At 32.9% G+C, this 14,442-nt stretch carries 15 protein-coding genes; 14 read left to right on the top strand and 1 reads right to left on the bottom strand.

What is annotated here, in order from left to right; all coding sequences use genetic code 11:
* The first annotated feature begins 63 nt into the window (after positions 1–63).
* The 4 genes from E9099_RS03375 to E9099_RS03360 all read left to right on the top strand — a co-directional run bounded on the left by E9099_RS03375 (position 64) and on the right by E9099_RS03360 (position 3,731).
* Positions 64–582 (top strand): hypothetical protein, encoded by a 519-nt coding sequence (locus tag E9099_RS03375; RefSeq protein ID WP_136582307.1) that lies wholly within the window; start codon positions 64–66, stop codon positions 580–582.
* Positions 575–2,776, top strand: a complete 2,202-nt coding sequence (locus E9099_RS03370) for a M23 family metallopeptidase (RefSeq protein WP_136582306.1) — start codon at positions 575–577, stop codon at positions 2,774–2,776. The genes E9099_RS03375 and E9099_RS03370 overlap by 8 nt, the downstream gene beginning before the upstream one ends.
* Positions 2,760–3,368 (top strand): hypothetical protein, encoded by a 609-nt coding sequence (locus E9099_RS03365; RefSeq protein WP_136582305.1) that lies wholly within the window; start codon positions 2,760–2,762, stop codon positions 3,366–3,368. The genes E9099_RS03370 and E9099_RS03365 overlap by 17 nt, the downstream gene beginning before the upstream one ends.
* A gap of 81 nt (positions 3,369–3,449) precedes the next feature.
* Positions 3,450–3,731: a hypothetical protein gene (locus E9099_RS03360; protein WP_136582304.1), complete on the top strand. Its 282-nt coding sequence runs from the start codon at positions 3,450–3,452 to the stop codon at positions 3,729–3,731.
* Positions 3,732–4,222: 491 nt separating this feature from the next.
* On the opposite strand, the gene E9099_RS03355 is transcribed toward E9099_RS03360, so the two are convergent.
* Complete coding sequence (locus E9099_RS03355) at positions 4,223–5,836, bottom strand: oleate hydratase (protein ID WP_262710420.1); 1,614 nt, start codon at positions 5,834–5,836, stop codon at positions 4,223–4,225.
* A 183-nt stretch (positions 5,837–6,019) separates the two neighbouring features.
* Here E9099_RS03355 and E9099_RS03350 point away from each other — a divergent pair, with 183 nt between their 5' ends.
* The 10 genes from E9099_RS03350 to E9099_RS03305 all read left to right on the top strand — a co-directional run bounded on the left by E9099_RS03350 (position 6,020) and on the right by E9099_RS03305 (position 14,407).
* Positions 6,020–6,487, top strand: coding sequence for a hypothetical protein (locus E9099_RS03350; RefSeq protein ID WP_136582302.1), 468 nt, complete (start codon positions 6,020–6,022; stop codon positions 6,485–6,487).
* A gap of 27 nt (positions 6,488–6,514) precedes the next feature.
* On the top strand, positions 6,515–6,733 hold the full coding sequence (locus tag E9099_RS03345; protein WP_136582301.1) for a hypothetical protein: 219 nt from the start codon (positions 6,515–6,517) through the stop codon (positions 6,731–6,733).
* 17 nt (positions 6,734–6,750) lie between these two features.
* A complete protein-coding gene (locus E9099_RS03340; protein ID WP_136582300.1) occupies positions 6,751–7,116 on the top strand; it encodes an arsenate reductase family protein in 366 nt (121 codons plus the stop codon).
* An 87-nt stretch (positions 7,117–7,203) separates the two neighbouring features.
* Positions 7,204–7,590, top strand: a complete 387-nt coding sequence (locus E9099_RS03335) for a hypothetical protein (RefSeq protein WP_136582299.1) — start codon at positions 7,204–7,206, stop codon at positions 7,588–7,590.
* 6 nt (positions 7,591–7,596) lie between these two features.
* Positions 7,597–8,871, top strand: coding sequence for an MgtC/SapB family protein (locus E9099_RS03330; RefSeq protein WP_136582298.1), 1,275 nt, complete (start codon positions 7,597–7,599; stop codon positions 8,869–8,871).
* 243 nt (positions 8,872–9,114) lie between these two features.
* Positions 9,115–10,716 (top strand): oleate hydratase, encoded by a 1,602-nt coding sequence (locus tag E9099_RS03325; RefSeq protein WP_136582297.1) that lies wholly within the window; start codon positions 9,115–9,117, stop codon positions 10,714–10,716.
* A gap of 29 nt (positions 10,717–10,745) precedes the next feature.
* On the top strand, positions 10,746–11,564 hold the full coding sequence (locus tag E9099_RS03320) for a DUF1269 domain-containing protein (protein WP_136582296.1): 819 nt from the start codon (positions 10,746–10,748) through the stop codon (positions 11,562–11,564).
* Positions 11,565–11,606: 42 nt separating this feature from the next.
* Entirely contained in the window at positions 11,607–12,107 is a 501-nt protein-coding gene (locus E9099_RS03315) for a hypothetical protein (protein ID WP_136582295.1), read from the top strand.
* A gap of 20 nt (positions 12,108–12,127) precedes the next feature.
* Positions 12,128–12,679: an HdeD family acid-resistance protein gene (locus tag E9099_RS03310; protein WP_136582294.1), complete on the top strand. Its 552-nt coding sequence runs from the start codon at positions 12,128–12,130 to the stop codon at positions 12,677–12,679.
* Between the two features lie 135 nt (positions 12,680–12,814).
* A complete protein-coding gene (locus tag E9099_RS03305) occupies positions 12,815–14,407 on the top strand; it encodes an oleate hydratase (RefSeq protein ID WP_136582293.1) in 1,593 nt (530 codons plus the stop codon).
* Positions 14,408–14,442 lie beyond the last annotated feature (35 nt).

Genomic DNA, 14,442 nt, shown 5'->3' with positions numbered 1-14,442 from the left:
TAATTTGTATTCCTCTATTTTTAAAATGTTAACCTTAATAAGTCTTAAATTGTAAAAAAAAATATGTTTAAAAAAGTCTTTTTTATTAAAATATTTGCTTTGTTTTATCTGTTTTTATTGCTGTTATATGCTATTCTTAAATATGGATTTAATCACGATTTTATGGTTAAATTTTTATTTGGAGTCAGTAGTGTTTTAAACACTTATTTTTATATTTACTTTATTCTAATAGCGCTAGCATTTGCAATAGCTAGTACTTTTCTTTTTAAATACTACATACGTAAAAAAGTGCTGTTAAGAATATTTGCTTTTTTTCCTTTAATAGGTTTATTAACTTCTGTTATAGGTGGTTTTTTATGCGGAATATTATTTAGTATTCATGATATGCTAGCAGGCTTTTACCCCGGAAGCGGTCGATTTATAAGCAAAATGTTTGGATGGGGAATAGAAACGAGTTTTACAGGAATTTTATTAGCCTTTAATTCATTTGCAATTTTTACTGTATTACTCATAGCATATGCATTTGGCTTATTAGAGTTTTTTAGAATAATTTTCATTAAACGATCACAACAAAATGGCTGAAGATTTAATACCACATAGCGAAGTACAAGAAGGAGCTGCAATTGTTCCTAACACAACGTCACCAGTAGTAGTTGAAAATAATCATGTAAGCGCACCAAATGCTAACGCTAACTATGTAACTCCTGTAACTAATGGAACTACAGAGATAGAGGCAAAAGCTAAAAATAAAATAGCATCTATAGCAGTAGATAAAAGTACTATTAATCCTTACGATATAGTAACTTATACTGTAAAGTTAGATAAAAAATTTCCAGACACCTTAGAGAGTGACCTAACAAAAGTAAAGTTTAGTTTTTGGTTACAAGATAAAAACAAGAAAACCGTTTCATTAGAAGTTGGTTCGGGTAAAGCTGCTATAACATCTCATAAAACAAATAAAGGAGCCATTCAAATTGTAAAAAAGGGTAATTTACAATCCGAAGATAAAACATCAGATTTTTTTGTTCTAAAAGAGAATCAGAATTTAACCAGCAATATTAAGTCTAGTAGTTACTATTATGCACTCATATTGGTAGATAAAGAAAACAACCAAGTAACTTTACAGGTAAAGTTTTCTAAATGGTTAGATACTTTCAAAGTAAGAACAGAAGCTTATTTAAACGGTGATAAAATAAAAGCAGATGGCTTAAATACTACGGCATCAAGAACTGTAAAAGCACAACCCGAAATTATAGAAGCCTATTGGCTAAATGCAGCAGGCAGAAAAATAATTTATGCTGGTTATAATCAAGATGCTTATTTATATCTAAAAACATTAGGTTTGCAAGGCCAAACAATTGAAATACAAGTTTTTGATGCAGATACATACCCAAACTCAAACCAGCATGTAAGTACAGAGACAGACGATAAAATAGATTGGAAAAACAATAAAATTAAAATAGAAAGTAGAGAAGTTATTAAACAGTTTAAGGTTGGCAATATAAAGCGGTATGAAACTGCACAAGCAGATGAAGGTGCCGAAGATAATATAATTGGATTATATAATTTTGACAATAAAAAAATAAACGATTTAGAACTCTACATACACATAGCCAATAGCAAGACCTTAAAAATTGAAAATATAAAACCTAAATATGGAAAGCTAAAACTAATTGCTGATGAGAAAATTATAAGGGCCTTTTTTGCCAAAACAGAAACAGAAAGGGTACAAGCCGATGCGCCCGAAATAAAAACTAAAAAAGGAACAAAACTACCCCCAAAAGACAAAGTGCCATATTACGAAAAATTAGACAATGGCATAATAGGGCAAAAAATACAATTAGTAGCCGAGTGTGCTAATTTAGAGGGTAAAGAAGTTGTTTTTAAACTCTATGAGAAAGAACCTTTATTGGTAGATAAAGACATAGAATTACCAGTCTTTCAAAAGAATAATATAATTACTGAAGTTAAAGCAACGGTTACAAATGGATTCGCTATAGCTGAAATAGAGTTAAAACATTGTAAGGAAGAAGTTAATAATGAAGATTGGACTAGACTTTTATTTCCAAATACAGTAAAAAATATTAAAGAAATTAAAAACTCTAACCTCTATATAGAAACTAATTTTGTTAATGAGATGGGTAGTGTTTCAAAAAAACAATCACTAAGAAATGACCTATTCAAATTAACTACTAAAACTTGTGGTTGCCAAAAATGTATAGACTATCAAGATGTTTGGAAGAGTCCAACAATTAATACACAAAGTTATGAGAATAAAAATCGATTCGAAAAAGTATTAAGGTATAATAGTAGCCATCCAAATGGCTATTATCACAAAGGAACAGATATTCTTACGGGCTCAACTTATAAAGAACTTCATTCATTGTTATGTGGAGTAGTTGTCTATACAAAGGATAGCTTCATTACTAATAAGTATGCCTCTGGTAGTCTTGGGAATATAATAACCGTTAAATCCTTTGATAAGGATGGTAATAAAATATTTATTATGTACTGCCACTTAGATAAAATCTATGTAAAAGAAAATGATACGATAATACACGGTCAAAAAATTGGTTTATCTGGTTCAACTGGTAATGCCTCTGATCAAGATGAACCAAATGGTACAAAAAACAAAGGTATTGATAAAGAATTTTGGCATGTTCATATTGAAGCTGCAACAACATATGGAAACGCTGCGACTATGTCAGGTCAAGCTAGAAAAGACCCTGAGTTATTTATGAAATCAAAATTTGATAAAGATGGAAAATCTATTTAAGAAAATAATTTTAATCGCTTTTACTATATCTCTTGTTTCTTGTAAAATAAAAGATTCTAACGACCATATAAAAGAGAGTTTAAATACTACAAAGATTGTTAATTCAATAAAAAAAGAAAAAACAACTACTAAAAAAAATATATTAGATATTTTAGATGTGGACTCGATAAAGATAAAAGGCTTTAAAACAAATATTAATATTGAAAAATTTAAACTTAATTGGAAAAATTCTGATTCAATTAGAACTTATATTCCTGATTGTGGTCCTATGGAAGGAAAAAAAATTAAAGAGTTTTATTTTAGGGGCACCATATTTGAACTTTCTGACAAAAAAGCAAATTTAAAAGAGGTGGATTTTACAAAAAATGATAATGAAATAAAACATCCCAGAATAATATTGAATAGACATACATCCATAAAACAAATAAAAAAATTTAAAAATTCATTTTTAAATAGAAAAGAATATAACATAAGAACTGATAAATACGTTAAAATTAAATTTTTGACAAAAGAAGGGTGGGATGACCGAATAATTTTAGTATTTAAAAATGGAATGTTAGTAGAACTCTATTTTTCTGATTTACCTTGTTAAATAAAAAAAAACAGAAAGCGTACAAGCCGATGCGCCCGAAATAAAAACTAAAAAAAGAAAAAAACTACCCCAAAAGCCAAAGTGCCATATTACGAAAAATTAGACAATGGCGTAATAGTCCAAAAAATACAATTATTAGCCGAGTGTGCAAACTTAGAAGGAAAAGAACTAGTATTCCAAATCTTTGAAAAAACACCAGCACTAACCACAAAGGATACCGCTTTAAAAGTAGTGCAAGGTGGTAAAGAAGTAGATGAAGTTATTGCTAAAGTAAAAGATGGGTATGCGGTTGCAGAGTTTGAGCTATCTAAATTTGATTCTTCAACATATAAAATTAAGACAAATTCTTTTTTAAGTAATTAGTACAAACTGGTATGAGCCTGTTTAAGTAGCTCTTATGGTTTAGATGTAGATGCTGATTTAATAGAGTTTGTAATGTCTTTGTTCAAGTGAAGAGATAGCTAGGGCTAAAGTATAATTTATGACTTTGAAAAAGTATCTATTTGAAGTATCTTTATGTTATTCAATTGGCAGATTTTATATAGATGGCACGAGTTAAATTGTTGATTATTAGGTGTTAATTTTAATGGTTTTCTGGCTCATAACCCGAAGGTCACTGGTTCGAGTCCAGTTCCCGCTACTAAGTAAAAGCTTCACAGAAATGTGAAGCTTTTTTGTTTTACAGAAGGTCTTAATCGACTTGAGTGTTGTAAAGCTTTGATTAGAGATCATAACAAGCGTCTAGATTGATTAACTATATCTGTAAAGCATTATCTCTTCAAAACAAAAAAAACCGAAGCAAATAGCCTCGGTTTTTGAATTCTCAAGATTGTATTCTAATTAATCTTAACCTTTTATTTAATAGCTTTAAAAAAGGAATCTATAAGCACTTTAGGTGATTTGTCGTGCTTTGTGATTTTGGGTATTTCTAAATCGATATTTAATAATTGATAGACAGCGGTTTGAGCAGCTCTTACAGAATATTCCACAGTAAATACAACATCGTCAGCAAGTTCTACAAACTGGCTCACAAAGGCTAAGTTTTTAGAGCTTTCAGGAACAGGTTTTGGTCTATCATTGTAAGCACGTGGCATAAACATAGACGTTATGTATGGCATTCTGCAAGGGACGCAAATAGCGTCTTCAAAAACACTGTCATCAAAATTAAAATGACCTGCTAATTCTTTAAGGATGTCTTGTCCGTTACTTTCTACCATTGTTTTTGGAATAAAATCACCGACGCGACTACCGTGTAACGCATAGCCCCAAAGGATATAAACATCATCCGGTTGATCGATAAAGTGCGGTTGATTATAAAGTACAACAGACATGAGCCAGTTGGAATCTTTAAAGGTTACTAAACCTCCTGTTCCTGCTTTGTTACCTGTCATTTTTTCAATTTTATCGAAAAATTCAGAAGATTTGAATGTTACTGTAAACGATTCCCAAAAAGATTCAGGAATACTGCTGTTAAAAGGCGCTGGATTTCCAAAATCAGGTCTTCCTTTAGCTAATTTTTCCCAAAGTGTCCATCCTTTACTATCTGCTTTTGTCTTTTTAATTGGAGGTTCTGTCATAGAGCCAATACTTGAAGCATCAACCATAGAACCATTTTGGAAAATAACAATATCATCAGGATGTACAGTAACCTGTTTTGGGCTTTCGTTTTTAATTACTGTCAGAGAAGTAACCGTAACTTTTCCATCTATATCTTCCACGTTTATATCATCGACAGTAGTCGCTAATTCAAAATTGACACCTTTATCTTTAAGCCAGGCAATAAGCGGGACTACTAGTGAATCATACTGATTATAAATGGTTCTTTTTACACCACCAAGTGTGTTGATTCTTGGAAACTCATTCATAAAACGATGTAAATAACGTTTAAACTCTACTGCGCTATGCCAAGGTTCAAAAGCAAACGTGGTTTGCCACATGTACCAAAAGTTGGTGTTAAAAAAACCAGGTGATAACCAATCAGTAATTTTTGAGGTCCCTAATTTTTCTTCCGAAGCTTCAAGAAGTTTTAAAAACTCGAGTCTATCATGCATATTAAATCCCATGGTAGAGGTATCTACAATATGACAGTTTTTATCAACTAAGCGACCTTGTGAGTGTGCAATATGTTTTTTATTAAAGGCAATCGTTTCATCTTTTACAGACATACCTTTGTTGTTAATTGAAGGGATATCTTTAAATAGGCCCCAAAAGCATTCATAAGCATCTGTGGTTAACATTCTGCCGCCTCGAAGGGAATAGCTCCCATCCTTAAGGCGCGCACCATCTAAACAGCCTCCTAGTGTTGGTAGTTTTTCGAATATAGTTATTTGATGTCCTAAAATTCCGCCATCACGGATCATAAATACAGCGGCAGATAGGGAGCCAAGTCCACCTCCTAAACAGTAGGCTTTTAAATTTTTAGTTGTCATATTTTTAGTTTTTATATTAAATAATGTCGTGTCCCACAAAATTAGAGTTAGCAGTACGTTACAGAAATGATTTAGGTCAGTCAGTGTGCTTATTAATTTTATACTTCTAGAAAGACACTGTTTAGAAGTGTTAACTATCCTGTGTTTAATATTTTAAACTGACCAAGGTCATTTTACACAATTCCATTCCTTTTTATATTTACTTTTTAAAACTTTATTAATATGAGCGATTTTAGACACAGACCAAAAGACAACTATAGTCACGAAGCTACTTGGGAGCAGTTATATGTGCTTACAGGGCATTGGCAATCGGATATATTGTTTTACCAAGAGGATTTAAAATTTTTGCATCACTTAATAGATAAGTATTTTTTATATCTCACAAAAAAAGAAAATATTGATGTCATACTTGAAATTGAAGTAAACCTATTGGACGTGGAAAAACAATGCAATACATTATTGGACAGAATAAACAAACATTTACAGCATTTAAGTGAGTTGGTAGATGATCCTTTTACATATGTCTCAGATAAATTTAGAGACGAGCATGAACAATTGGAAGATGATTTAGCTCAGTTTTTAAAAGATTTTAGACAAAACAGAAAAGAAGTATTTGCAATAACCGAGCATATGATTGGTGGAGAAGAATTGATCAAACAGCTTAATGTTTTACATAATAAGAATAATTAATTATAACTATAAAATAGAGTCCTATATATGAAAGACCTTCAAAAAGTATTAACAGAGATAACACAACTTACCGGTAATATTGAAACCAACTATCCTGAACTTTATCGGTCATTAGATGAGAATCCTTTAACCTTACCAATCAGTAAACATCCTCATATGGATAAAAATGTAATGACGGACTATTTAGAAAGTTTAAAGCAACTTTTAAAGCGTTATGTAGAGGAAGAAAAAATTAAAAAACAATAGGTTTTAATAATCAAAGTATGGGAGAAATTGCGACATCAAAAAGACAAATAACAGTCTATTATAATTCAGAATCGGTAAGAGCAAAACAAGCATTAGCTTATGCTATAGCAGATGGATTTAAGGTAGAAGATATTGATATATTAAAAACAAAATTGACAGGCACGCAACTAGTAGAATTAGCAGAGCGCTTACATATCGAGGTGGCAGATCTTGTTAATCAGGATAGTCCAGCGTATCAATCCAGTTTTGAACCTCATAATTTATCAACCGATGATTGGATAAAAATAATACAACACAATCCAAAAATCATGAAGCAACCAATTGCTTTGCGTGGCGATAAAACTATTTTAGTAGAAACACCAACAGATATTATAAAAATATAAGTAATTGTTTTACTAGACTGACCTAAGTCATTTCAAAAACGATGGTAAAAGATAACCTTTGTGGTATAATTTAAATAAATAATTATCATGGAAAAAGAAATCATATACAATTCAAACATGCACTTTGAACACGAACAATGGAAAGGCGAATTGGCTTTCTGGAAACAAGAGTTGCAATTTTTTAATAACAAATTAAGCGAACTAGTAACCCGTTGGACAAATAAAGACGTGTTAGCACAATTAGAGCATTATCAAAACGAGTTTATTCTTCACGGTGGAGTTATAGAAGATTTACTAGAAACCATAGAAAAGCACGAAACACGTATCGCGGGACAAAGTCTAGAAGGGGAAGATGCAATAGATGTCCGTTTGGCAGAACAACATGTGGAGTTTAGAAACAAAATGGAAACACAACGTGAGATATACGCAGACCTTAAAAAAGAATTTTTTAGGTTTTTAGAAAAGTACATGTAAAATTAAATGCAAATACAAGAACAGATAAATCAGCTCGTAGGATCTTATATTCTAGGGGTCTTAATAAGCTTAGGGATTGGTCTTATACTTGGTCTAGAAAGGGAGTATGACAAACTCAAAGAAGACACAGGTATAGCAGGTATAAGAACATTTCCTATAGTGACTATTCTTGGATTTACATTAGGCAATCTGACAACAATATATACCGTATGGCTCTTAATTATTAGTTTAGGAGCCTTTATTTTGTTTTTAGGATTCAATCAATATGCCCAAAATAAAGAAGGGCCCAGTCAAGATTTAACAACTAATTTAGCCTTAATAGCAACCTTTGTCTTAGGGGTAATGGTTTCGGCAGGATATTATAGAGACGCAGTGGCAACAGCCGTTATTATTGTCACTTTACTATCGCTTAAAACAAGGTTTCGTTCTGTCATTCAAAACATTACTTCAATAGAGCTTTTTGCATTTATAAAGTTTGTAATCATTGCCTTACTGATACTTCCGTTTCTACCAAATAAAACCTATGGTCCAGATAACCTATTAAACCCATTCGAAATTGGATCTATAATAGTCATCGTGTCCTTCTTAAATTTTATAGGATATTTTCTGGTTAAATTTATCGGTTCCAAAAAAGGAATCATACTAACAGCAGTGCTTGGTGGACTTATTTCTAGCACAGCAGTAGCCTGGAATTATGCGTCTAGTAGTAAAGCGTCTCCAGAACTTTCCAAAAAATATAGCGCAGGAATCATCGTAGCTTCAGCCATTATGTTTCCAAGATTAGCCTTTCTGGCCTACATTTTTAATAGCGCTATATTGGTTAATTTAATAGTGCCATTTGGACTATTAACGGCCATCTGCATTGTAGCAACCTTGTTATTAATGCGCAAGGATGATCCCAAACCAGATACCAATATCAAATTAGGCAACCCCTTAAATATGTTAAATGCTATTGGCTTTGGTGCGGTCTATGTTGTTATTCTCTTTGCTGTTTTTTATAGCAATCAATTTTTTGGAGAGCGCGGTTTATACTATTCTGCCTTAATCGCGGGATTAGCGGACACAGATGCCATTACAATCAGTATGTCCAAATTTGCTTTAAATCAAGACAAATTAACACTAGCATCTTCCGTAATAATTGCAGCTACCATCAGTAATATGTTGGTTAAATTAGTCATCTCTTTATTTAAAGGCTCCAAAGCTACAGGTAAACTTGTTGGTTATGCTTTTGGAAGTGTTATTCTGGTGGGTATTATTTACATTCTTATTATTAGAAGTTAATTATAGTTTAATTTTTAAAAGTTGGGCGTGACCACAAGGGTCAGGCTTTTCGTTACAATTCCTCGCACCTCCTGCGTCGGGCTGTGGGATTTCCTCTGCAATCCTTCACGCATATACCTAATAACAAAACAAAGTAAATAAATGCGACTTATTTTTTGTACTCTGACCTAGGTCAGTGTGTCTTGTCTTATAACACTCTAATTTTGAAGTGTAAAAAAGAGTTAGAAAAAAAAATAAATAGTTATGGACACTAATAATAAAGATAAAAAAGCTTACTTCATAGGTGGTGGAATAGGATCATTAGCGGGAGCAGCATTTTTAATTCGTGACGGAGGATTCTCCGGAGATAATATTACAATCTACGAAAGTCTGCCTGTATTAGGAGGTAGTTTAGACGCGGGAGGAAATCCAGAAGACGGATACACGTTGCGTGGCTCTCGTATGTTTACATTAAACATTTACGAATGTACTTGGGAATTGTTCAAATCCATTCCATCACTTACAGATCCTAACAGGTCGGTAACCGATGAGACTATTACATTTAACGAAAAAGTAATATCAAATTCTAAAGCACGTCTTATAGATAAAAACCGAGCAATTGTAGACGCCTCTAAATTGGGGTTTTCAATGTCAGACCGCGCAGAACTTCTTAAATTAAGTGAGGCTAGCGAAGAAAAATTAGGTAATAGTGCCATTTATGATTGGTTTTCGCCTTCATTTTTCGAAACTAATTTCTGGTTTATGTGGCGTACTAGTTTTGCGTTTTCACCTTGGCATAGTGTGGTAGAGTTTAAGCGATATTTACACCGTTTTATGCAAGAGTTTCCTAATGTAGAAACAATGACAGGTGTAAAACGTACCGTTTACAATCAGTACGATTCTATGATTCTTCCATTGGAAGTTTGGTTAAAATCTCATGGTGTTAATTTCAAAAAAGGAAGTACGGTTACTGATATCGACACAACGTATGCTTTAGATCCAAACACAGAAACCGAAAAAGTAGTTGTAAAAAAACTAATGTATGATACTGCAGGTAATTCTGAAACCGTAACAGTTAATGATGGTGATCTAGTTTTCTATCAAAATGGTTCAATGACAGATGCGTCTAGTTATGGATCAATGACAAGTGCACCACAACACTTTACAAAAAAAGACAGTCAAGGCTGGATGTTATGGGAAAAATTAGCTAGTAAATATCCTGGATTTGGTAGACCGGAAGTCTTTAATACTAACATAGCAGAATCGTTTTGGGAATCGTTTACAGTAACATTAAAAGACACCGCTTTCTTTGATCAAATGGAAAAATTTTCTGGAAACAAAGCAGGAACAGGAAGTCAAGTCACTCTTAAAGATTCTAATTGGTTTATGAGCTTTTCATTAAACGAACAACCTCATTATAAAGACCAACCAGACCATGTGCAAGTGTTTTTTACCTATGGATTACATCCAGACCGCGTGGGTAACTTTGTAGGGAAACCAATGACGGAATGTACTGGAGAAGAAATTCTGAAAGAACTTTGTGGACATTTAAAATTTGATTATGATGTTGTGTTTGCAAATGCCATTTGTATTCCCTGCAGAATGCCATACATCACCAGTATGTTTATGCCACGTTTAAAAACAGATAGACCGCTTCCTGTACCAAAAAATTCAAAAAATTTAGGCTTTATCAGTCAGTTTGTAGAGATTCCAGATGATGTTGTCTTTACTGTAGAGTATTCAGTTAGAGCAGCTCAAATGGCAGTTTATGAGTTGCTAAATATCGATCTAGAGATTCCTCCAATCACAAAATTTGATAAAACACTTAAAGTAGAACTCCAAACAGTTGCTAAAGCATTTCACTAAATAAATATTAATTTTTAAAATCTATAAAAATGGCAAATATCATAGTTATTCCTTTTAAGGAAGAAGACAAAGCGATAGAAGCTTTACACAAAATTAAAGCATTGGATGCATATGGTGATATTACATTGTATGAGCATATGATGATTCGTAAAAAAGAGCACAATCAATATCAAGTGTTAAAAGATCAAACCGATGGAGAAGGTTGGAGGGTTTTTACAGGTATGGCGCTTGGTGGGATGGCAGGTGCTTTAGTTGGCCCTCTTGGATTTGTTATTGGGTTGTACACAGGAACTGCGGTAGGTGCGGTTTGGGATGTTAGTCGCTCTAATTTTGAAGCAGAATTTATTAAAAATGTAAGTAAAAAAATGACTATTGGTACTATTGCAATTGTTGCAGAAGTAGCAGAAGATAGTTCTGTGTTTATTGACGAAGCACTTAACGGGTTAAGCTCAGAAATTATTAGAAGTGAAGCAGGTATAGAATTCGATGATTATGTGGATGAACAGGTAGAAAACTTTGAAGATAGTATAGAGGATGAACGCGAAAAACTGAGACAAGCAACAGCAAATGAAAAAGATAAGATTAAGGCTAAGATTACAGATTTAAAAGCAAAACGAAAAGCGCATATCGTCGCGTTAGAAGCTAAAAGAAAAGCCACTTTAAATAAGATTAAAAGCCAAACTAAATCTCGAATTCATAAGTTAGAAACACGTTTGGATGGTTTTGAGCATTCCGTGACGGATGCATACGCTAAGGCTAGAAAAAACAGATTGAGCAAAAGAATCAAAAAGGAAGAAGAAAAATTATATCAATTACACAGTGCTTTAGGTGAGGATATTGTGGATTAATAAGTAATAAAAAACGTAGTAATTAACTTAAATAGTTTAGATATGAAAGCAAAAATATTAGCCTTAGCTGTAATTGTTATTATGGCAGGAAGTACATTAATTAGCTGTGGGCAATCTTCTAAGCAAGATGCTAAAGCTGTTAAAGAAGATGCTAAAGCACTCGGTAAAGATCTCAAAAAAGGAGCAGTGGATACTAACAAGGAGATTAAAATGACAGTGAATTCGAATTGGAAAAAATTTGAAAATGCATCTCAGTCAGCTATCGAAGCAACAGACACTCAAATTAAAGCATTGAGAACTAAAATTGAAACAGTAAGTAAAGCAGAAAAAGAAAAGTTAACAACAGCTTTAGATCAGCTAGAGCAAAAAAACGAAGCGCTTAAAGACAAATTAGCAAAAAAAAGGAATGAGTTTAAAGAGGGAGTCATCTCTTTTAATGAAACAACCATAGCTAACGAACAAAAGTTTGAACGTGAGTTTACGCATGATATGGACGAGCTTGGATCTGCTTTAAAAGATCTTTTTAAAAATAATGTCGATTAATAATTTAAAATAATGAGGTTATGGAAACTAAGGTTTTAAGTACAGTGAAAAATTGGTGGATTTCTCTTTTAATAGGGGTGCTTTATATTATAGCGGGTATTTGGGTTTTTCAAACACCATTAGCTAGTTATGTGTCTTTAAGTATTATTTTTAGTGTGTTTATCCTGATTTCAGGAGGCTCTCAAATTATATTTTCTATTTCTAATAGACAAGAGATCAGTAGTTGGGGGTGGTATTTAGCAGGTGGTGTTTTAGATCTTATAATAGGGGTATTGTTAATTACGCATCCGTTAATGACTATGGCAATTCTACCTTTTTATATTGGGTTTTGGTTGTTGTTTCAGGGGTTTATGGCCATTGGGTTATCCTTTCAGATTAAAACCTTTGGGCTTTTATCTTGGGGGTGGTTGCTATTTTTTGGATGCCTTATTATCCTTTTTTCGTTTCTGCTATTAGCTAATCCTATTATTGCAGGTTTAAGTATTGTATATATGACAGCTTTAGCATTTATTTCTGCTGGTATTTTCAGAATTGCTTTAGCATTCAACTTAAAAAATCAAAATCACAATTAAAGTAGTGTAAAGCATCGCTGTAACTGGAAAGGCGTGGTAGTTTTAGTCTTTGATTATAGGTCCAAATAATATAACTAATTTGAAGAAAACGACTAACAGTTACTGCTTTGCTTTTTAATTATTATATGTAAAATCATGAGTAAAACAAAAAATAAAAATCCAAAAGAGGCTAAGATATATCTTATTGGAAGCGGTATGGCATCGTTGGCAAGTGCAGTCTATTTAATTAAAGATGCTGGAGTACAAGGTCAGAACATTCATATTCTAGAAAAAGCTAAAATTGCTGGTGGGGCGCTTGATGGTGCAGGTAACAAAGAAGACGGTTTTGTAGTCAGAGGAGGAAGGATGCATGAAAGACATTACGAGTGTTATTGGGATTTATTATCTCATATCCCATCCTTGGAAGATCCTGAGGTTTCGATAAGAGATGAGTCTTTTGAGTTTAATGAGAGATTTGTTTCAAATGGAAAAGCAAGGTTATTAAAAGATGGAAAAAAAATGGATGTTTCCTCTTATGGTCTAACGCTTAAAGAGCAAGCGGATTTATTAAAACTAATAATGACATCGGAAACGCTTCTAGAAAATAAAAGAATTGAAGATTGGTTTGATCAATCGTTTTTCGATACTAATTTTTGGTACATCTGGTCAACAATGTTTGCGTTTCAAAAATGGAGTAGCGTTGCAGAGATGAGACGATATATGAAACGTTTAATTCATTTGGTGGATGGGCTTTACCGTTTAGGAGGTGTCATGCGTACAAAGTATAATCAGTACGATTCCGTGGTACGTCCAATAAAAAAATATTTACAAGCTCAAGGGGTTAACTTTGAGATGGAATGTGAGGTTGTTGATATAGATTTTGATTTGTCTTCAGATAAAAAAACAGCGACGGTATTGCATTTAAAAGATAAAAATGAAATAGTATTAGGGGACAATGATTACGTTTTTATTACTAACGGTTCTATTACGGACAGTACAGATAATGGCGCATGGGATAGACCTGCAAAACTTAAAGGTGTTGAAGCATCAGGCTCTTGGGGATTATGGAAAAATATAGCCAAAAAAGATAAAGCTTTTGGTAATCCAGGGGTGTTTTGCGATAATATCGATTTGCAAAAATGGTATTCTTTTACAGTAACTTTAAAGGATAGTACATTTCAGGATTATATGGAAAATTTTTCAGGAAATGTTGATGGTACAGGTGGGCTGGTAACCATGACTGATTCTAATTGGTTAATGTCCATAGTTATTGCGCGTCAACCCCATTTTCCTAATCAACCAAAAGAGGTTAAGATTTTTTGGGGATATGGCTTGTATCCAGATAGAAAAGGAAATTTTGTCAATAAAACAATGGCGGAATGTAGTGGAGAAGAAATTTTAGAAGAACTGTGGTATCATTTAAAAATTCAGAATTTAATGAAGCCTATCGTAGCTGCTGGAAAAGTAAATTGTATTCCAACAGCCATGCCTTTTATTGATAGCTTGTTTATGCCAAGAGCCTATGGAGATAGACCAGAAGTACTGCCAAAAGGAGCGACAAATTTTGCTTTTTTAGGACAATTTGCTGAGGTGCCAAAGGATATAGTATTTACAGTAGAGTATTCCGTTAGAACGGCACAAACAGCGGTGTATGGATTGTTTGAAACAGGGAAGAAAATTATTCCTGTTTATCCTTCTATTCACGAAGCAAAATCACTTATTAAAGCAGCTAAATCTATTAGTAGATAGTTGAAATTTAATTTTACATTAAATGTAAAGCATCG

Source organism: Psychroserpens sp. NJDZ02, from assembly GCF_004843725.1.
Taxonomy (GTDB): domain Bacteria; phylum Bacteroidota; class Bacteroidia; order Flavobacteriales; family Flavobacteriaceae; genus Olleya.
Note: the sequence above shows the minus strand (reverse complement) of the source record. Positions and strands in the feature narration are given on the sequence as shown.